This window comes from Bradyrhizobium sp. BR 1433 (genome assembly GCF_051547665.1).
In the GTDB taxonomy this organism is placed as follows: Bacteria; Pseudomonadota; Alphaproteobacteria; order Rhizobiales; family Xanthobacteraceae; genus Bradyrhizobium; species Bradyrhizobium australafricanum.
This window is the reverse complement of record NZ_JBPUGG010000001.1, coordinates 7,586,647-7,604,210: the sequence shown is the minus strand read 5'-3', so window position 1 is coordinate 7,604,210 and position 17,564 is coordinate 7,586,647. Positions and strand designations below refer to the sequence as shown.

13 protein-coding genes and 2 pseudogenes are annotated in these 17,564 nt (G+C 66.1%); 1 reads left to right on the top strand and 14 read right to left on the bottom strand.

Annotation, left to right across the window (positions count from 1 at the left end):
• Nucleotides 1-5: 5 nt before the first annotated feature.
• From ACSKB9_RS36670 to ACSKB9_RS36610, 13 genes and pseudogenes are all read right to left on the bottom strand, one after another.
• Nucleotides 6-3,170, bottom strand: a pseudogene (locus ACSKB9_RS36670) (carboxyl transferase domain-containing protein); the annotation flags it as partial.
• A 209-nt stretch (nt 3,171-3,379) separates the two neighbouring features.
• Complete coding sequence (locus tag ACSKB9_RS36665) at nt 3,380-4,264, bottom strand: ABC transporter permease (protein WP_028343670.1); 885 nt, start codon at nt 4,262-4,264, stop codon at nt 3,380-3,382.
• Nucleotides 4,261-5,217: an ABC transporter permease gene (locus tag ACSKB9_RS36660; RefSeq protein ID WP_438079282.1), complete on the bottom strand. Its 957-nt coding sequence runs from the start codon at nt 5,215-5,217 to the stop codon at nt 4,261-4,263. The genes ACSKB9_RS36665 and ACSKB9_RS36660 overlap by 4 nt, the downstream gene beginning before the upstream one ends.
• Before the next feature lie 96 nt (nt 5,218-5,313).
• Complete coding sequence (locus ACSKB9_RS36655; RefSeq protein WP_438079280.1) at nt 5,314-6,354, bottom strand: ABC transporter substrate-binding protein; 1,041 nt, start codon at nt 6,352-6,354, stop codon at nt 5,314-5,316.
• Nucleotides 6,351-6,863, bottom strand: a complete 513-nt coding sequence (locus ACSKB9_RS36650) for an ABC transporter substrate-binding protein (protein ID WP_438079278.1) — start codon at nt 6,861-6,863, stop codon at nt 6,351-6,353. Before ACSKB9_RS36650 ends, ACSKB9_RS36655 begins: the two co-directional genes overlap by 4 nt.
• A 130-nt stretch (nt 6,864-6,993) precedes the next feature.
• Complete coding sequence (locus ACSKB9_RS36645; RefSeq protein ID WP_438079276.1) at nt 6,994-7,998, bottom strand: ABC transporter ATP-binding protein; 1,005 nt, start codon at nt 7,996-7,998, stop codon at nt 6,994-6,996.
• Nucleotides 7,995-9,071 (bottom strand): ABC transporter ATP-binding protein, encoded by a 1,077-nt coding sequence (locus tag ACSKB9_RS36640; protein ID WP_438079274.1) that lies wholly within the window; start codon nt 9,069-9,071, stop codon nt 7,995-7,997. The genes ACSKB9_RS36645 and ACSKB9_RS36640 overlap by 4 nt, the downstream gene beginning before the upstream one ends.
• Nucleotides 9,071-11,251, bottom strand: coding sequence for a CoA transferase (locus ACSKB9_RS36635; RefSeq protein ID WP_438079272.1), 2,181 nt, complete (start codon nt 11,249-11,251; stop codon nt 9,071-9,073). Before ACSKB9_RS36635 ends, ACSKB9_RS36640 begins: the two co-directional genes overlap by 1 nt.
• 55 nt (nt 11,252-11,306) lie before the next feature.
• Nucleotides 11,307-11,504 (bottom strand): annotated as a pseudogene (locus ACSKB9_RS36630) (CoA transferase); the annotation flags it as partial.
• Between the two features lie 174 nt (nt 11,505-11,678).
• Complete coding sequence (locus tag ACSKB9_RS36625) at nt 11,679-13,115, bottom strand: amidohydrolase family protein (protein ID WP_438079270.1); 1,437 nt, start codon at nt 13,113-13,115, stop codon at nt 11,679-11,681.
• 104 nt (nt 13,116-13,219) lie between these two features.
• Nucleotides 13,220-14,245 carry an ABC transporter substrate-binding protein gene (locus tag ACSKB9_RS36620; RefSeq protein WP_438079268.1) on the bottom strand — a complete coding sequence of 342 codons (1,026 nt, stop codon included), beginning with the start codon at nt 14,243-14,245 and terminating at the stop codon, nt 13,220-13,222.
• Between the two features lie 44 nt (nt 14,246-14,289).
• Entirely contained in the window at nt 14,290-15,066 is a 777-nt protein-coding gene (locus tag ACSKB9_RS36615) for an ABC transporter permease (RefSeq protein ID WP_137477149.1), read from the bottom strand.
• A 2-nt stretch (nt 15,067-15,068) separates the two neighbouring features.
• On the bottom strand, nt 15,069-15,923 hold the full coding sequence (locus tag ACSKB9_RS36610) for an ABC transporter ATP-binding protein (protein ID WP_438079266.1): 855 nt from the start codon (nt 15,921-15,923) through the stop codon (nt 15,069-15,071).
• Between the two features lie 201 nt (nt 15,924-16,124).
• Between ACSKB9_RS36610 and ACSKB9_RS36605 the strand changes: the two genes are divergently transcribed.
• Nucleotides 16,125-16,883, top strand: coding sequence for a GntR family transcriptional regulator (locus ACSKB9_RS36605; protein ID WP_438079264.1), 759 nt, complete (start codon nt 16,125-16,127; stop codon nt 16,881-16,883).
• A gap of 135 nt (nt 16,884-17,018) precedes the next feature.
• On the opposite strand, the gene ACSKB9_RS36600 is transcribed toward ACSKB9_RS36605, so the two are convergent.
• Nucleotides 17,019-17,438 (bottom strand): nuclear transport factor 2 family protein, encoded by a 420-nt coding sequence (locus tag ACSKB9_RS36600; RefSeq protein ID WP_438079262.1) that lies wholly within the window; start codon nt 17,436-17,438, stop codon nt 17,019-17,021.
• Between the last annotated feature and the right edge of the window lie 126 nt (nt 17,439-17,564).

The following is a 17,564-nucleotide window of genomic DNA, read 5'->3' as shown; positions in this document are numbered from 1 at the left end:
AGATCGGCCAACGCTCTAGCGTAGAGCTCGGCGACCTTGGTCTGGAAATACTTCTCGCGCTCGACCGGGTCCTCGATCGCCTCCATCTCCTTGCGGAAGCCGAGGCGGACATAGCCTTCGAGACCCATGCCGCCGAACTCGCCGGTCGGCCACGCCACCGTGAAGAACGAGGCGTGGAAGCCGCCGCCGATCATCGATTGCGCCCCTAAGCCATAGCCCTTGCGCAGCACGACGCCGAACAGCGGCACCGTGATGCTGGCGCCGGTGACGAACATCCGCGCGACATGGCGCACGATCGCGGTCTTCTCGGCCTCGGGGCCGACCATGAAGCCCGGCGTGTCGCAGAGCGAGACGATCGGGATGTCGAAGGCGTCGCACAGCTGCATGAAGCGCGCGGCCTTGTCGCCGGCCGGCGCATCGATCGCGCCGCCGAGATGCTTCGGATTGTTGGCGATCAGGCCGAACGGCTTGCCCTCGATGCGGATGAAGGCCGTGATCATGCCGACGCCGAAATCCCTGCGGATCTCCAGCACCGAGCCCTCGTCGGCGATCAGGTCGATCACGCTGCGGATGTCGTAGACGCGCAGGCGATTTTCCGGGATCGCACGGCGCAGCAGCCGCTGGTCCGGCGCCTTCCAGTCCTGCACCGCGCCCTGGAAGTAGGACAGATATTTCTGTGCCACCGTGGTCGCCTCGGCTTCGTCCTCGACCAGGATGTCGATCACGCCGTTCGGCGACTGGAAGGAGACCGGGCCGACCTCGGCCGGATGGTAGACGCCGAGCCCGCCGCCCTCGATCATCGCCGGACCGCCCATGCCGATCGACGCATTCCGAGTGGCGATGATGACATCGCAGACGCCGAGCATCGCGGCATTGCCGGCGAAGCAATAGCCGGAGACCACGCCGACCACGGGCACCAGTCCGGAGAGTTTTGCGAACTGCACGAAGGACGGGCCGTCGAGGCCGGTCATGCCGAGCCGGTCGGTATCGCCGGGACGCCCGCCGCCGCCCTCGGCATAGAACACCAGCGGCATGCGCCACTGCTCGGCGAGGCCGAGCATGCGGTCGATCTTCTTGTGGTTCATATGGCCCTGGGTGCCGGCGAGCACGGTGTAGTCGTAGGAGATCACCATGCAGCGCGCGCCATCGGCGCCGAAATCCTTGGCGTTGACGGTGGCGACGCCTGATATCAGGCCGTCGGCCGGGGTGTTCTTGATGAGATCCTCGACCTTGCGGCGGCGGCGCTGCGCCGCGATCGCGAGCGACCCGTATTCGACGAACGAGCCCTCATCGACCAGCTGCGCGATGTTCTCGCGCGCGGTGCGCTGGTTGGTCTTGCGGCGGCGCTCGACCGAGGCCGGGCGGTTCTCGTCCAGTGTGATCGCCTTGCGCGAGATCAGCTCGGCGAGGTCAGGCCGGATGTGATCGAGATCGATCGCGGCCTCCTCCGCCGCGTGATGGCCGTCGACCTCGGCAGGCTCAAAGAACAGGATCGGCTCGCCATGCATCAATGTGACGCCGATGCCGCCCGCGATTCTGGTCACCCGGCCGCCATGCGGCGCCGTGACGAGATGCTCCATCTTCATCGATTCCAGCACCGCGATCTGCTGGCCGGGCCGAACCAGATCGCCCTCCACGACCTCGATCGCCACGATCGTGCCCTGCAGCGGCGCGGGCACCGGGAGCGATCCCTCGGGAGCGGCTTCGGCAGCAACGGCCTTGGTCGCAGCCGCCTCGCTCACTTCGATCAAGGGTGCGGCGAGATCCTGCGCCGCGCCGACCAGCGCCGCAACATGGGTATCGATGAAGTTGGTGCTGATCTTGTTTCGCCCAAAACTCTGATGCGCCAGGACCGCGCCGAGAAACGGGATGTTGGTGGCGACGCCGCCGATCCGGAATTCACGCAAGGCGCGCGATGCCTTGTGCACCACGTCGGTCCATTTTGGGCTCGGCGAATGCACGATGACTTTTGCCAGCCAGCGAGTTCGAACGCGGCAGAGGTCCGGTAGCCGGAATAGCCGAACGTATCGACGCGAACGCCGGGCCCGGACGGCAGGTCGAACACGGCGAGCGTGCCGCCAGTCGGCTTCGTGATGCCCTTCTCGTCCATCACCTCCATGTTGACGCGCAGCTGCATGGCATAGCCGCGCGGCAGCGGCACCGCTGATTGCGCCAGCCCGAGCGTGGCCAGCGTGGCGCCGGCGGCGACCGCGAGCTGCGAACGCACGAGGTCGACGCCGAGCACCTCCTCGGTGACGGTGTGCTCGACCTGGAGCCGCGGATTGGCCTCGATGAAAGCGAACGCGCCCTCACCTTCGCCGGCTTCATCATCGACCAGGAATTCGAAGGTGCCGAGATTGTCGTAGCGCGCAGCCGTGGCAAGCTGCTTCGCCGCCTCGATGATGCGCGCGCGCATTCCCTCACTCAGCGACGGGCTCGGCGCTACCTCGATGAGCTTCTGGTTGCGGCGCTGGATGGTGCATTCGCGCTCCCAGAGATGGCTGATCGCGCCGTGACGGTCGCCGATGATCTGCACCTCGATATGGCGGGCCTTGCGGATCAGCCGTTCGACATAAACGGCATCGCTGCCGAACGCCGCCTTGGCCTCCGACTGGCAGCGCGCATAGGCCTCGTCGAGCTTGGCGGCATCCTCGACCACGCGCATGCCGCGCCCGCCGCCGCCGGCGATTGCCTTGATCATCACGGCGGCGCCAGCGCCGAGCGAGCCGAAGAACGCCTTTGCCTCGTCGAGACTGGTCGCGCCCGAAGTACCGGCAATGATCGGGACGTCGCATTTTTTCGCCAGCGCCTTTGCCTTGGCCTTGTCGCCGAACAGATCGAGCGCCTCCGGCGACGGGCCGACGAAGGTGATCTTCTCCTCGGCACAGCGCCGCGCCAATTGGGTGTTCTCGCTGAGGAAGCCGTAGCCCGGATGCAGCGCGTTCGCAGCCTGCGGCCTTGGCCGCCGCAACCACCGCCTCGATGTCGAGATAGGCCCGCGCGCCGCGGCCGGAGATCTCGCGCGCCTCGTCGGCTGCGCGGACATGGAGAGAAGCCGCATCATCGGCGGGATAGATCGCGACCGTGGCAAGGCCGCTTTCGCCGGCGGCGCGAGCAATCCGGATCGCGATCTCACCGCGGTTGGCAATCAGCAATTTCTTGAAGGACATGGACGGTTCCGTAAGTTGCTTACCTCGCCCCGCTCGCGGCGAGAGGTCGAAGCCGAAGCGAAGCGTAGGCTTCGGGTGAGGGGAGTCTCCGCAGGCTCGCTCGTGGAGACTTCCCCTCACCCGAAATTCGCGCTGCGCGCAAATTTCGACCTCTCCCCGCAAGCGGGGCGAGGTGAACACAGCGCGGCATCCCGTCAGCATTTGCACCCCTAGCGATCCTTCATGGTCGGATCGAGCACGACGCGCAAGGACTCTCCGAGCGCATTGAACGCCAGGGAGACGACGAGAATGGCAAGGCCCGGTGCATACATCTGCTCCGGGGCGATTTCCATGTATTGATAGGCGCGCGCCAGCATGGCGCCCCAGCTCGGGTCCGGCGGCTGGATGCCGAGGCCGAGGAACGACAGGCTGGCTTCGGCCAAGAGGGCAGCGGCGAGCAACAGCGTCACCTGTACGATGACCGGCTGCAGCGTGTTCGGCAGCACGTGGCGCCACAGCACATGCCAGGTTGGCGCGCCGAAGCCTCTGGAGGCATCGACATAGAGCTCCTGCCGCACGATCAGCGTGCGGGCGCGGACGATGCGCGCCAGCGCCGGAAACATCGTGATGCCGACCGCGATCATGCCGTTGGTCAGCCCGATACCGAGCGCACCGGTGACGGCGATCGCCAGCACGATGGCGGGGAACGACAGGAAGGTGTCGATGATGCGGCTGATGATGTCGTCGATCCAGCCGCCGAAATAGCCGGCGATGAGCCCGACCGGCAGCCCGATCAGGACCGCAACGCCGACCGCAAGCAGGCTGGCATAGACGGTGGCCGGTGCGCCGTAGATCAAGCGCGAGAAGATGTCGCGGCCGAGATCGTCGGTGCCGAGCAGATGGGCCGGCCCCGGCGGCGCCAGCATGTTGTTGACGTCCTGCGCAGTCGGCGCATAGGGCGCGATCCAGGGCGCGCCGATCGCGACGACGACGAGCACCACGAGCACCAGGATCGACAGCGCGGCGCGGAGGTCGCCGGCGAGCCAGCGCGCAAAGCGCCGTAGCCGCGTCGGCCGCGCCGGTGCCTTCAGGGGAGCGAGCGCCACCTCGGTCATTGCTCGATCCTCGGATCGACCGCGGCGCAGAGCAAATCGGTGATCAGGTTCACCGCGATCACAACCACCACCATGGTGAAGACGACGCCCTGCACGATCGGGAAATCGCGCTGGATCGCGCCGCGCACGATCAGGCTGCCGAGTCCGGGAATGGCGAACACCGCCTCGATCACCACGGTTGCCGCCAGCATGCGGTTGACCAAAAGGCTGATGATGGTGAGCAGATTGACGCCGACATTCTTCAGGCCGTGCTGCCAGAGGATGCGGGACATCGACAGCCCCTTGGCATGCAGCGTGCGGACATATTGCGACGACAGCACCTCCAGCAGCGCGCCGCGCAGCTGGCGCGCGACCTCGGCCATACCGTAGGCCGCGATCGCGATGCCAGGCAGCAGCGCATGCCTGATCGCATCGACCGGCGAGGCGCTGAAGGATTTTGCGCCGGTCGCCGGCAGCCAGTTCAGCTTCAGCGAGAATTCCGCCACCAGGATCATCGCGAGCCAGAAGCCGGGCACCGCGACGCCGAGCGACGCCAGCATGCTGATCAGCTTGTCGATCCAGCCGTTCGGCTTGATCGCGGCCATCACGCCCATCGGGATGCCGGTGACCAGCGCCAGCGCCAGCGCGATCACGACGATCAGCAGCGTGTTCGGAAACGCGCGCCCGATCGAGTCCGCGACCTTCTCGCCGGTCAATAGCGATTGCGAGAGATCGCCTTGCGCGACATTGCCGAGCCAGGCGCCGAATTGCACCAGGAACGGGCGGTCGAGGCCGTAGATCTTCCTGATCTCGGTGATCCGCGCGTCGGTCGCGTTGTCGCCCGCCAGCGTCACGGCGATGTCGCCGGGCACCAGCTTGAGCAGCGCGAACACCATGAAGGTCGCGAGCAGGATCACGGGCAGCGCCTGCACGAGGCGGCTGCCGACGACCCTGACCGGTGACCGTCGCGCCATCGTTAAAGCGCGATAAAATTTAGAGGGAACATCATCGCGCTTTAGCTCCTTTTTGAGCATGATCTTTTTCGGAAAACCGCTTCGCACTTTTCCGGATCATGCGCCCTCGAGCCAGACGTCGTCGTATTTCGGCTTGCCGAGCAGGTTCGGCCGATAGCCCTGCACCTTCTTGTTCATGGCGACCAGCTCGAACTGGAACGCCAGCGGCGCGACGAAGGCGTTCTCCATCACCAGCCGCTGCACGGTGGAGAACGCCTTGCGCCTGGTGTCGATGTCCTCCGAGGCGCGCGATTCCCTGATCGCAGCCTCGAGCTCGGCCGGCACCGGCGCGCGGCCGCCATTGTAATAGGCGTCCTTGGTGAACATCAGTGAATAGGTCAGGCTCGGGTCGGGCCGTCCGGTCCAGGCCGAGAGCAACCCTGCCCCTTTCTTCTCCGGACCGAAGAAGGCGGCAGAGGCCTCCGCGACCGGGGCGTTGACGAATCGCGCGTTGATGCCGGCCTTGCGCAGCTGCTCGATCAGGATCTCCTGACGCTGCACCGAATCCTGGTCCGGATAGCCGCCGAACTCGATCGGGGTGCCGTCCTTGAAGGCGGCCTCAGCGAGCAGCTTGCGCGCCTTGTCGGGATCGTACGGATAGAGCTTTGCGACCTCGGCGTCGTAAGCCCAATGCGCCTTCGGCAGGTTCATGTAGGCCGGCTCGGCGAGGCCGGCGAGCGCGGCCTTGACGAAGGATTCGCGGTCGATCGCGAAGTTCAGCGCCTGGCGGACCTTGATATTGTCGAACGGCGGCTTGGCCCAGTTCAGAAAGATCTGGAACACGTACAGCGTCGGGCCATGCACCACCTTGACGCTGGAGGCGCGCTCGATGATCACCTTCTGCCGCGGCGGCAGCTGGTAGATCAGATCGTTCTGCCCGGCGGTGACCGAGCGGGCGCCGGTGGTGAGCTCGGGAATGATCGAGATCTCGATGCTGTCGGGAAGCGGCCGTTCCGGCTTCCAGTATTTCTCGTTACGCTTGACCACGATCTTCTCGCCGTCGGCCCAGCTGACGAACGAATAGGCGCCGGCGCCGACCGGCTTGCGTGTCACGACGCCGCCCTCGGCCGCCTTCAGCGCCGCCGGGGACACCATCATGCCGGCGCGGTCGGAGAGATCCCGGGCAGCGCGGTATCGGGTGTCTTCAGCTTCAACGTCACCTGCTGCGGGCCGGTGACCTCGACCGCGGTGACCGAGAGCAGATCGGCCTTGATGTTCGACTTCGCATCGCTGCGGTTGCGCTCGAGATTGAACTTGACGGCTTCCGCATCGAGCGGCGTGCCGTCATGGAAGGTGACGCCGGCGCGGATGTTGAGCACCAGCGTGGTGGGGTCGGTGAACTTCCAGCTTTCGGCAAGGCCGGGCTTCGGCTTCAGCGTGTCGAACTCCCATTCGGTCAGCGTGTCGTACATCGTGAACAGGAAGGCGTGGTCGGAGCCGGCGCCGCCGGTCGCGGGATCGAGGCTCGACGGATTGGCCGGCGCCGAGATGCGCAAGGTGCCGCCCTTCTTCGGCGCGCCTTCCGCGAAGGCTCGGCTGCCGAGCGTGGTGCTGGCGAGTGCGCCCGAGATCAGCGCCATAACCTCGCGTCGTGTCGTCATCGTCATGGCAGGTCCTCCATTATCCCAGGGCGTCAATTTGAATTGGCTTAGCGGCAGACTGGCTGCAGCTCTCCCGCTTGCGGGGGAGGGAGTGCAGTTCCTTCGGGGTCGCTATTCGAACTGATCTCATCACGCGCTAACTCGGCGAAAAATTCGGGCGGTCGGCGAAATGGCAGGCCACCCAGTGATCGGGCTTCAGCTCGCGCCACTCCGGCACGCGGTCGGTGCAGAGTGGCTGCGCGTGCGGGCAGCGGGTGCGGAAGCGGCAGCCCGAGGGCGGATCGATCGGGCTCGGCACCTCGCCCTGCAAGACGATGCGGCTCTCCTGCCGCATCGTGGACGGCAGCGGCCGCGGCTCGGCCGACAGCAGCGCGATCGCGTAGGGATGCAGCGGTCGCTCGGCGACCTCCTCGGTCGGCCCGAGCTCGACGAACTGGCCGAGATACATCACCGCGACGCGCTCGCTGATATGCGAGACCACGGCGAGATCATGGGTGATGAAGACGTAGGTCAGCCCGAGGTCGCGCTGCAGATCGGCAAACAAATTGAGCACGTCGCCGCGGATCGACATGTCGAGCGCGGCCACCACCTCGTCGCAGACGATCAGTTTGGGTTTGAGCGTCAGCGCGCGGGCGATCACGACGCGCTGCTTCTGGCCGCCGGACAGCTGATGCGGGTAGCGCGCGCCGAACTCCTGCGGCAGGCCGACGCGCTCCAGCGCTTCCCGCGCCTGCCGCTCGCGCTCGGCACGGCTGCCGACACCTGCGAGCTCCAGCGGCTCCAGCACCGAGGCCAGAATGGTCATGCGCGGATTCAGCGCGGCGTTCGGGTCCTGAAAGATGATCTGGTAGTCGCGGCGATGGTTTTGAAACTCCCGGCGCGGCAGCGCCATTGGATCGATGCCGTCATGCAGGATGGCGCCGGCGCTGGGATTGAGCAGGAACACCAGCGCGCGGCCGATCGTGGTCTTGCCCGAACCGGACTCCCCGATGATGCCAAAGGTCTCGCCGCGGCGGACGTCGAAATTGACGCCGTCGACCGCCTTCACGGTGGCGCGGCGGTCCGAGGTCTGGAAGCGGACCTGAAGGTCGCGCACCGAGACGATGGCATCGCGGCGGGGCTCGGCACCGGCTGTGGTCATTGCGTCGCGACCTTCGCAGCCGCCGGCGCGCCGGGCGGATGCAGCGCACCCGGCAGATTGAGCTCGGCAAAGCGCCAGCAGCGCACTCTTCTGCCGCCGCCGGCGTCCTGCAGCCTCTGCCCGGCCTCGCAACCCTTCACCGCATACGCGCAGCGGGCCCGAAAGCGGCAGCCGTTCGGCATCTCCGCGATCGACGGCACCCGGCCCGGGATCGACGGCAGCCGGCCGTGGCGCGGGCTCAAATGCGGCAGCGAGCGCAACAGCCCCGACGTATAGGGATGCAGCGGCCGCACCAGCGCCTCGTCGACGGTAGCGTCCTCGATCACCTCGCCGGCATACATCGTGATCATCCGCGTGCAGGTTTCGGCGACGACGCCGAGATCGTGGGTGATCAGCATCAGCGCGGTCTTCGAGGTCTCGCTGATGTCGCGCAGCAGCTCGAGGATCTGCGCCTGCACGGTGACGTCGAGCGCGGTGGTCGGCTCGTCCGCGATCAGAAGCTGCGGCCCGCAGATCAAACTCGCCGCGATCATCACGCGCTGGCGCATGCCGCCGGACAGCTGGTGCGGATAGTCGTCGATCCGCCGCTCGGGCGAGGCGATGCCGACGCGGCGGAGCATCTCCAGCGTTTTGGCGCGCGCCTCCTCATGGGAAACATCGGTGTGGACGCGCAGCGTCTCGGCGATCTGGTGGCCGACGGTGAAGACCGGGTCGAGCGCGCTCATCGGCTCCTGGAAGATCATCGCGATCCGCTTGCCCCGGATCGCGCGCATCTGCCGCGCGCTGCAGGAGGCGAGATCGACGCCGTCGAACAGGATCTTGCCGTCGAGGCCGGCAAAATTGCCTGGCAACAATCGCAGGATCGACAGGCCGGTGATGGTCTTGCCGCAGCCGCTCTCGCCGACGATGCCGACGCGCTCGCCGGGCGCGACGTCGAAGTCGATGCGGCGCGTCGCCTGCCAGACGCCCTGCGCGGTCTTGAAGCGGATGCCGAGCCCCCGCACGGACAGCAGCGGCCGCGCGCCGTCGCGCGCACCCTCCACCCTGCGCTGTGCCGGCTGGCCTGCCTCCATCAGCCCGCCGCCCGCTTCTTTTCTTTCACCAGCTGCTCCTCCATCAGCATCTCGGTGCCGATGATGCCCTCGCGGGCGAGCTCATCGAGCTCGGCGTCGGAGAGCCCGAGCATGCCGCCGAGGATCTCGCGGTTATGCTCGCCGAGCGTCGGCGGCACCGAGCGGATCGCGAACGGCGCATCGCTCTCGCGAAACGGCATCGACGGCTGCGGATGCCGTCCGATGAAGGCGCGGTCGACCTGCTGGATGAAGCCGCGGGCGTGGAGCTGCGTATCCTCCAGGAGATCGATCGGCAGCCGCGCGACGCCGGAGGCAACGCCGGCAAATTGCAGCGCGGTCATCGCCGCATCGGCATCGCGCGCCGCGGTCCAGGCCGTGATCGCAGCCTCGATCTCGGCCTCGAGGGCGCGGCGGCCCGCGGCCGTCTTGAGCGTCTCGTCGGCCGCCCAATCCTCGCGGCCGAGCAGCCGCGCGAGCTTTGGCCACATCGCTTCGTCGGACACCGCGACGACGATCCAGTTGTCTTCTCCGGCGCAGCGAAAGCAGCCATGCGGCACGAAATCCGGATGGCGGTTGCCGTATTTGGTCGGCGGCTTGCCACTGGTCGAATGCGCGACGATCCAGGGCGCGGCGAACGGCATCATGCATTCGATCTGGGCGAGATCGATGAATTGCCCCTGCCCCGTCAGTTTGGCGTGGATCAGCGCGGTCAGCACCGCGGCGGCGCCGTTGAGGCCCCCGACGGCGTCGCCGAACGCGGTATGGCTCATGACCGGCGGACCAGCGGGATCGCCGACCACACTGGGCAGGCCGGAGCCCTGCTCCAGCGTCGAGCCGTAAGCGCGGCAATCGCGATGCACGCTGCCGGCGCCGAACGCCGACATCGACATCATCACCAGCTTTGGATTGATCTTGCTCAGCACGTCGTAGCCGAGACCGAGCTTGGGCAGCACCTCGACCGAATAATTGTCGACCACGAGGTCGGCATCGGCGAGCAGGCGCTTCGCCAATTCAAGCCCCTTCGACCGGGTCAGATCGAGCGTGATGCCGCGCTTGTTGCGGTTCATGATGCAGTAGCGCACCGACTTCTCGTACATCTGCTCCAGCACATAGGCCGGACGGCGGTCGACGCCGCGCCACCAATCCGGATACTGGGTCGCCTCGATCTTGATGACGTCGGCGCCGAGATCGGCGAGCGTGCGGGTGCAGATCGGCCCGGCCCAGCCCATCGAAAAGTCGACAACGCGGATGCCCTCGAGCGGCAAGCGGTCGGTTGCGGCGGGCTTGGGCGCCGGCACGCGCGGCGTAGCCTCGCGCCTCGCCTGCTGCTCGCCGAGATCAGGCACCCGGCCGCCGCGCAGCGGCGGCGTTGCGGTCAGCCGCTGTATCGTGCCGGCGGAAAAGCCGGTCTCGTCGCCGACGGTGATCGGGACGATAGCGCCACGCCCACGCTTCTCCTCGTCGGCGATGAGATCGGATATCTCCGGCACCGGCACGATCGGGATCCTGCGCTTGAGCCCTTCGGCGAACCACTCCTGCGCGGTGCGCTGCTTCAGCTTCGGCAATATCCTGCCTTCGATCTCGGCCACATGGCGCAGCCGGTCGACACCCATGACCAGCGTAGGATCGTCGCGCAACTCGTTGAGCCCGAGCATCTCGCAGAACGCGCGCCATTGCGCCGGGGTCACCGTGGTAACGCCGAGCCAGCCCTGCTTGGTCTCGTAGATGCCGACTGGAAAGGTCGGCCAGAACCGGTTGACGCCGATCCGCCGCATGATGTCGCCGCGCTGGAATGCCTCGAACATGATGTATTCGGTGACCGCGATAGAGGCCTCGAACAGGCTGAGATGGTTTTCGCGCCCGCGCCCATCGTGCATGCGGCCGAGCACCGACGAAGCGGCCGCGATGAAGCCCCACAGCCCGCCCAGAATGCCGGTCTGGAAATCCGGCGCATGCATCGGCGGCCCCTGCTCCGGACCGACCAGCTTCACAAGTCCGGTCAGCGCGCGGATCGTGGAGTCCGTCGCCGCGAAATTGGCGTAAGGACCGCGATCGCCGAACCAGGCGAGGTCGAGATGGATCAAGCCGGGATTGTCCCGCTTGATCGCGTCGAGCTCGATCTCGGGACAATCCGCCGCAGCGATGCCGCGCCCGTCGAGCAGGATGTTCGCAGCCGACAATCAGCTCCCGCAAGCGCGATGCCGCGCCCGCATCGCCCGTGTCGAGCACGACACTCGACTTGTTGAAGTTGAGAAACGCGAACCACGCGCTCCGGCCCTTGGGCGTCAGCGGCGCGGTGCGGCGAAGCGGATCGCCGTGCGGCGGCTCGACCTTCTGCACATCGGCGCCGAAATCGGCAAACAGCCGCGCGCAATAGCTCGTCGCGGCAGCACTTCCGATCTCGACAATCCGCAGATGCGACAACGCGCCCATCACGCTTCCTCGCGACAAAATGACCAGCCGGTGACAGCGGCTGATTCAGTTTTCTTGTTGGGTGAACTTGAAGCCGCGCGACGAGTGTGATGCAAGTGGAATTTTCTTCCGCTTGACGGAATTAGCAAGCGTATGACCGAAGTTGCTGCTCGGCGCGAAGCGAAGATTGTGCAGCTAATTGCAGGTGAGCTGCGCTTCGAACCAGTGTTGCACCGAGTTCGACAATCGCGGCCATGCGCGCAAGACATGCGCGTATGTGGCCGCGCTCGCGCGGGTGATGCCGCGCAGTTCCTGCTCAATGGCGGGAAGATCAACACCGAGGCACCGGCCGGCCTTGGCGACGGTGCGACCATCGACCACAAGCTCAGAGATCAGCGACGCATTGCCGCGCGCGAACAACAGGTCGAGCGGATCGACATCGAGAATCTGATCGCGCTCGAGGCGGTCGAGATCGATGCCGACGAAATCGGCCGGCGCACCGACTGCGAGCTCGCCGGTGCCCGGCGCACCGGTGGCGCGGCGGCCGTTGCGGATCGCGAGCGTGAAGAATTCCTGAGCAGTCCATGTACGCTTGAAGCCGAGGCCGCCGTGCGTCATCTGCACCAGCCGCATCTCGCGCAGCACGTCGTCATCCTCATCGAGCGCGAGGCCATCGACGCCGACGGCAATCCCGCAACCGCAGGCGTGCGCCGCGGCGATCGGCGCGAGCCCCGAGCGCAGATGCAGGTTGGAGGAGAAATTGGTGACAATGCGCGCGCCCGACGCCGCGATCATCTCGAGCTCGTCGGGCCGCGCGTGGATGCAATGCGCGAGCGTCAGCCGCTCCGAGAGGAAGCCGATATCGCGGAGATAGCGCACGATGCCGCCGGGAAAATGCTGGTCGGCCCAGGTGCGCTGGTAGGTCGTCTCGAGCAGATGCATGTGGATGCGGCGGCCGGTCCGCGCCGAGTTCTCCGCGACCGCCTCCAGCAGCGGCTTCGAGCACCACTGCACCCCGGCCGGCCCAAGCTGCACATCAACCTTCGGCCCGCCGATCGCAGCCGCGATCGCGTCGGTCAGCTCGATATACGCTTTTGGCGACATCGGGGCCCGCACGAACAGCTGCTCGATCGTCTTGCGGTCGTCGGCCGGAAGGTCTGACAGCACCGGTTTGCTGTCGCCATAGACGATCGGGTTCTGGTCGCGCACCGCGATCGCAAAGGCGATGCGGATGCCGACATCGGCGGCGGCGCGCGCGATCGCCCTGGCTTCATCGACGAGCGGCATGGTGCCACTCGGACGGGTGTAGTGCACCATCATCGCCGCGCAGCCGGCCTGCGCAGCGCGGGCAAACGCCGAAGCCGCGGAGAGATAGGGATCGACCGGCGTGCCGACCACCGTGCGCAGGATCCAGCTCTCCAGCGGCATGCCGACCGCGCCGAAGCTCGAGGCGCGCGGGCGGGCATGATCGTGGGCGTTGACGAAGGCGGGAAGGATGAGGGAACGCGGGCCTGTCGCCGGGCGCGCGGATTCGGAAATATCGGTGATGACGCCGCCGTCGTGACGGAGCACGACGTCGTTGCGGATGTCGTGGTCAGAACCGCAGAACAGACGGGTTGCCGTGACGTCCATCGGTCCCTCCGCCGTCATTGCGAGGAGCGGAGCGACGAAGCAATCCATCTATTCCCGTGCCGAAGAATGGATTGCTTCGCTTCGCTCGCAATGACGAGTTAAACTTAATTCGCCGTATACACCAACTCCCGCTCCGCGCGTGGCGGCAGGAATTCCCGCGAAAACACCTCGGCCGGGGCCGGCGTGCGGGCGAGCTGGTAGCCTTCGACGATGAAGCCGATGGCGCGCGCCATGCGGTCGTCCTTGACGTCGCCGATGCCGATGTCCTTCATCTCCGGCGAGACGATCAGTTTCTCGAAGGAATATTGCAGCCGGCGCTTCTCGACATCGACATTGATCAGATTGTCATAGTTCAGCGCCGCCTTCATGGCCGCGTTCTGGTCCTTGGCGACCGCGATCGCGCCCTTGTTGATGGCGCGCACCAGACCGGCGACCGCCTTCGGGTTCGAGGCGATCAGCTTGCGCGAGACCATCACGCCGTTGGAATAGAGGTCGAGCCCGTAATCGCCGAACGAGAACCATTTGAAGTCCTTGTCGGGGTCCTGGCGGTTCAGCACGAGGTTGAAATAGCTCGTGATGTTGAACACCAGCGCGGCGTCGATGTCGCCCTTGATCAGCATCGGCTCCTGCAGGTTCGGCGCCATGTTGGAGACCTTGATCTTCTCGCCATCGAGCCCGTTCTTGTGCACGAATACCGGCAATAGCCGCGTGGTCGGCGTGCCCTGCGCGCCGCCGAGCGTGTGGCCCTCGAAATCCTTGATCGTCTTGATGCCGCTCGAGTTCTTGGCGACGATCGCGAATGGCGGCTGGTTCCACATCATGTAGACCATGACCGGCGCATCCTGCGGCTTGGTCGCGGCGTTCTGGATGATCGCGTTGACGTCGCCGAAGCCGGCGTCATAGGCGCCCGACATGATGCGCGTCACGGTCGCGCCGGAGCCCTCGCCCTGGTCGATCACGACGTTGAGGCCCTCCTCTTTGAAGTAACCATTGTCCTTGGCATAGAAGAACGCGGCGTCCGAGCCTTGCGTCTTCCAGCCCAGCGTGAACTTGATGGTGGTGTCCTCGGCGCGCGCGGGACCGGCGGTCAGGGCCAATCCCAACAGTGCGGCGCTTACTTTTCTCAGCATCGAGATCTCCTTAAGCTTCATTGCTTGACGGTTGACGAAGTGTCTCAAGTGGCGATGACATTGTCCTTGCGCGTCGCCCAGCCGGTGACCTGGCCCTCGATCAGCGAGAACAGGACGTAGAGCGCGACGCCGAGGCCGGCGAGCACGAACAGCCCGGCGAACACCAGCGGCACGTTGAAATTGGAGGACGCGGTCATCATGACGTTGCCGATGCCGCGGTTCGAGGCGACGGTTTCCGACAGCACCGCGCCGACGAAGGCGTAGGAGACCGCGACCTTCAGCGAGGCGAAGAAGAACGGCATCGTGCGCGGCAGCCCGACATTCCACAGGATGTCGAACTTGCTGGCGCCGAGCGCCTTCAGCACGTCCTCGAGCTCGGGCTCGGTGGTGGCAAGGCCGGTGGCGATATTGACGACGATCGGGAAGAAGCAGATCGACAGCGAGGTCAATACCGCCGGCACGGTCCCGGAGCCAAACCACAGCACGAAGATCGGCACCACGGCGACCTTCGGGATCGACGAGAAGCCGACCAGCAGCGGATAGCAGGTGTCGTAGGCGGTTTTTGACACCCCGATCACGGCACCGAGCGCGACGCCGAGCGCCACGCCGAGCACGAAGCCGATCATGGTGGTGACCAGGGTCTGCACGATGTGCGGCCACAGGATCGGGAGTTTCTCGAACAGCGTGACGAAGATCTGCGACGGCCGCGGCAACACGAGGTCCGACATCCCCGTCATCAGGCAGAACAATTCCCAGGCGACGAAAAACAGTACGATCAGCGCCGCGGACCAGGCCTTCTGCCTGATGTCTGACACGGACATGGTCAGGCTCCCTCTCGCGCGGCGGTGCGCGCATCGACAATGAAGGCGCGGAGCTTCTGGTTGAGCGCGACGAAGTCGGGCTCGAAGGTCATCGCCACGGTACGCGGACGGGCGAAATCGACCCTGGAGTTGTCGAGGATGCGGCCGGGCCGCGCGCTCATCACGCAGATGCGGCTGGCGAGGAAGCCGGCCTCGCGCAGATCATGGGTGACCAGCAGCACGGTCGGCCTGTGGGTCATCCAGAGCTGCTGGAGGATTTCCCACAGCTCCTCGCGGGTGAACTGGTCGAGCGCGCCGAACGGCTCGTCGAGCAGCAGCATGCGCGGCTCGTGGATCAGCGCGCGGCACAGATTGGCGCGCTGGAGCATGCCGCCGGAGAGCTGCCAGGGATAGCGGCCGCCGAACCCCTTCAGCCCGACCTGCTCGAGCAGCGCGTTGGCCTTGTCGCGGAACTCGGTCTTGCGCAGCTTGCGGAACTGCGAGCGGAACGGCTCGACGATCTTCAGCGGCAGCATGATGTTCTTTTCGATCGTCATCCACGGCAGCATGGTCGGGTTCTGGAACGCCATGCCGACCCGCACCGCGCGCGCCGCGACCTCGCGGCCGCCGACGATGACGACGCCGGTGGTCGGCCGCGCCAGGCCACTCACCAGCCGCAGGATGGTGGACTTGCCGCAGCCGGACGGGCCGACCAGCGCGACGAACTCGCCGTCGGCGATCCGCAGCGTGGTTGTTGACAGAGCCGGCACGGCGCGGGCGCCGCGGCCGAAGGTCACGGAGGCGTCCGACAGCTCGATCGCGGTCGGCGCGGATCCGGCGGCCATCGGCTCGCCGGCAAATTCGGAGTTTGGTTGCATGCGCATCACGAGCAAAGTGCATGCAAGCCGGATGCCAGCGGCCGTAGCGTTGAAAATCAAGGAGATCGCGCGGTCCGCGCCTCAAAGGCCGGATTTCTTTTGGGCAATCCGCGGCTCAAACTGCATGCAATTCGAGCGCCCGATTGCTCTGGCGGTATGATAAAGAGGCGTTCGAAGCACCTTCGAGAGGGATTTGCGGCAATGGCGGGGCGCGCCGACAGCAGCAAGACGGCTGAATCGTCAGACAAGGTCAGCGTGATCTGCCGCGCGCTGCGGCGCGCGATCATCGAGCAGGCGCTGGAGCCCGGCGCCAAGCTGCCCGAGGATTCGCTCGGCGAGCGCTTCGGCGTCAGCCGCACCATCGCACGGCATGCGCTCGGGCAATTGGCGGCCGAAGGCCTGGTCGAGCTGCGCCGCAACCGCATCGCCGTGGTGGCGACGCCGAGCTGGCAGGAGGCGCGCGATGCCTTCGATATCCGCATCGAGCTCGAGCGGCTGGTGGTGCGGCAGCTCGCGGGCAAGCTGACCAAGGCGCAGATTGCCGAACTGAATGCCCATGTCGACGCCGAGGATCGGGCCCGTGACGGCACCGACGCGGTGTCGATCCGACTCGCCACCGAATTCCACATCCTGCTCGCCCACATGACGAGCAGCCCGATCCTGGTGCGCTATGTCAGCGAGGTCGCGTACCGCTGCTGCCTGACGCTGTCGCTCTACAGCCGGCCGCATTCATCGGAATGCGCGATCAACGAGCACCGCGCGATCATCGCCGCGCTGGCGAAAGGCGACGTCGACAAGGTGATGGGGCTGATGCACAGCCATCTGGATTCCGTGGCGACCCGTGCGCTGGTCGCGCCAAGCCCGCAGCGCGGCCGCGATCTGCTGGATATTCTGGCCCCGTATGCCGACGAGGCAACCGGCGAAAAGGTGGTGAAGCTGCCGAAGGCCGCGCGGCGCTGATGCTCCATCACCGTCATCCTGAGGAGGCCGCAACGCGGCCGTCTCGAAGGATCGACGGCCACCGGTCGGGCCGTGCATCCTTCGAGACGCGCTACGCGCTCCTCAGGATGACGGACTAACACGGTGAAGCGGTTGCTACGCCTCGATCCCTCGCTGCACCAGGATCCGCTCGGCGCTGTCGTTCCAGACGTCCATCTTGACGATCTGCCCGCCCCGCACCACGAAGCGGTCGACATAGCGGTTGCCTTCGAACGGCGTGCCGTCGGTCCATTCGCCGTAGAGCGTGCCGACGCTGTAGACGACGGTCTCGTCCGTGCCGGGGCAGACATCGAAGCGGTCCATCTTCTTCTTCACCCAGCGATAGCGCTTCGCGTTGAAGCCGGTCGGCCCGCGCGGATGGTCGAATTCGCGCCCGCCGGTGAAGGTGATCACCGTGCCCGGCTTCATATAGGCCGCAGCCGCATCCGGATCGGGGATCATCGACGCCGTCAAATAGGCCTCGACGATCTCGGCATCGGACATCGGGCGGGCATCGGCTTTGGCGGGTGCGGACATGGGGGCCTCCGGAGATAATCAGGACTTTACAATCTGGCCGCCAAAGTGTATGCATATTTTTTAGACAATCGAACCATAAAACTGCACACAATCTGGTGCTGCCGGATCCTGGCCGTTCCGCTAGGC

Excerpts from the sequence above, each read along its gene's own strand:
- ACSKB9_RS36650 (WP_438079278.1), bottom strand. The coding sequence starts at position 6,863 with ATGACGATGACGACACGACGCGAGGTTATGGCGCTGATCTCGGGCGCA.
- ACSKB9_RS36600 (WP_438079262.1), bottom strand. The coding sequence starts at position 17,438 with ATGTCCGCACCCGCCAAAGCCGATGCCCGCCCGATGTCCGATGCCGAG.
- ACSKB9_RS36665 (WP_028343670.1), bottom strand. The coding sequence starts at position 4,264 with ATGACCGAGGTGGCGCTCGCTCCCCTGAAGGCACCGGCGCGGCCGACG.
- ACSKB9_RS36625 (WP_438079270.1), bottom strand. The coding sequence starts at position 13,115 with ATGGACGTCACGGCAACCCGTCTGTTCTGCGGTTCTGACCACGACATC.
- ACSKB9_RS36645 (WP_438079276.1), bottom strand. The coding sequence starts at position 7,998 with ATGACCACAGCCGGTGCCGAGCCCCGCCGCGATGCCATCGTCTCGGTG.
- ACSKB9_RS36655 (WP_438079280.1), bottom strand. The coding sequence starts at position 6,354 with ATGATGGTGTCCCCGGCGGCGCTGAAGGCGGCCGAGGGCGGCGTCGTG.
- ACSKB9_RS36660 (WP_438079282.1), bottom strand. The coding sequence starts at position 5,217 with ATGGCGCGACGGTCACCGGTCAGGGTCGTCGGCAGCCGCCTCGTGCAG.
- ACSKB9_RS36620 (WP_438079268.1), bottom strand. The coding sequence starts at position 14,245 with ATGCTGAGAAAAGTAAGCGCCGCACTGTTGGGATTGGCCCTGACCGCC.
- ACSKB9_RS36640 (WP_438079274.1), bottom strand. The coding sequence starts at position 9,071 with ATGGAGGCAGGCCAGCCGGCACAGCGCAGGGTGGAGGGTGCGCGCGAC.
- ACSKB9_RS36615 (WP_137477149.1), bottom strand. The coding sequence starts at position 15,066 with ATGTCCGTGTCAGACATCAGGCAGAAGGCCTGGTCCGCGGCGCTGATC.
- ACSKB9_RS36610 (WP_438079266.1), bottom strand. The coding sequence starts at position 15,923 with ATGCAACCAAACTCCGAATTTGCCGGCGAGCCGATGGCCGCCGGATCC.
- ACSKB9_RS36605 (WP_438079264.1), top strand. The coding sequence starts at position 16,125 with ATGGCGGGGCGCGCCGACAGCAGCAAGACGGCTGAATCGTCAGACAAG.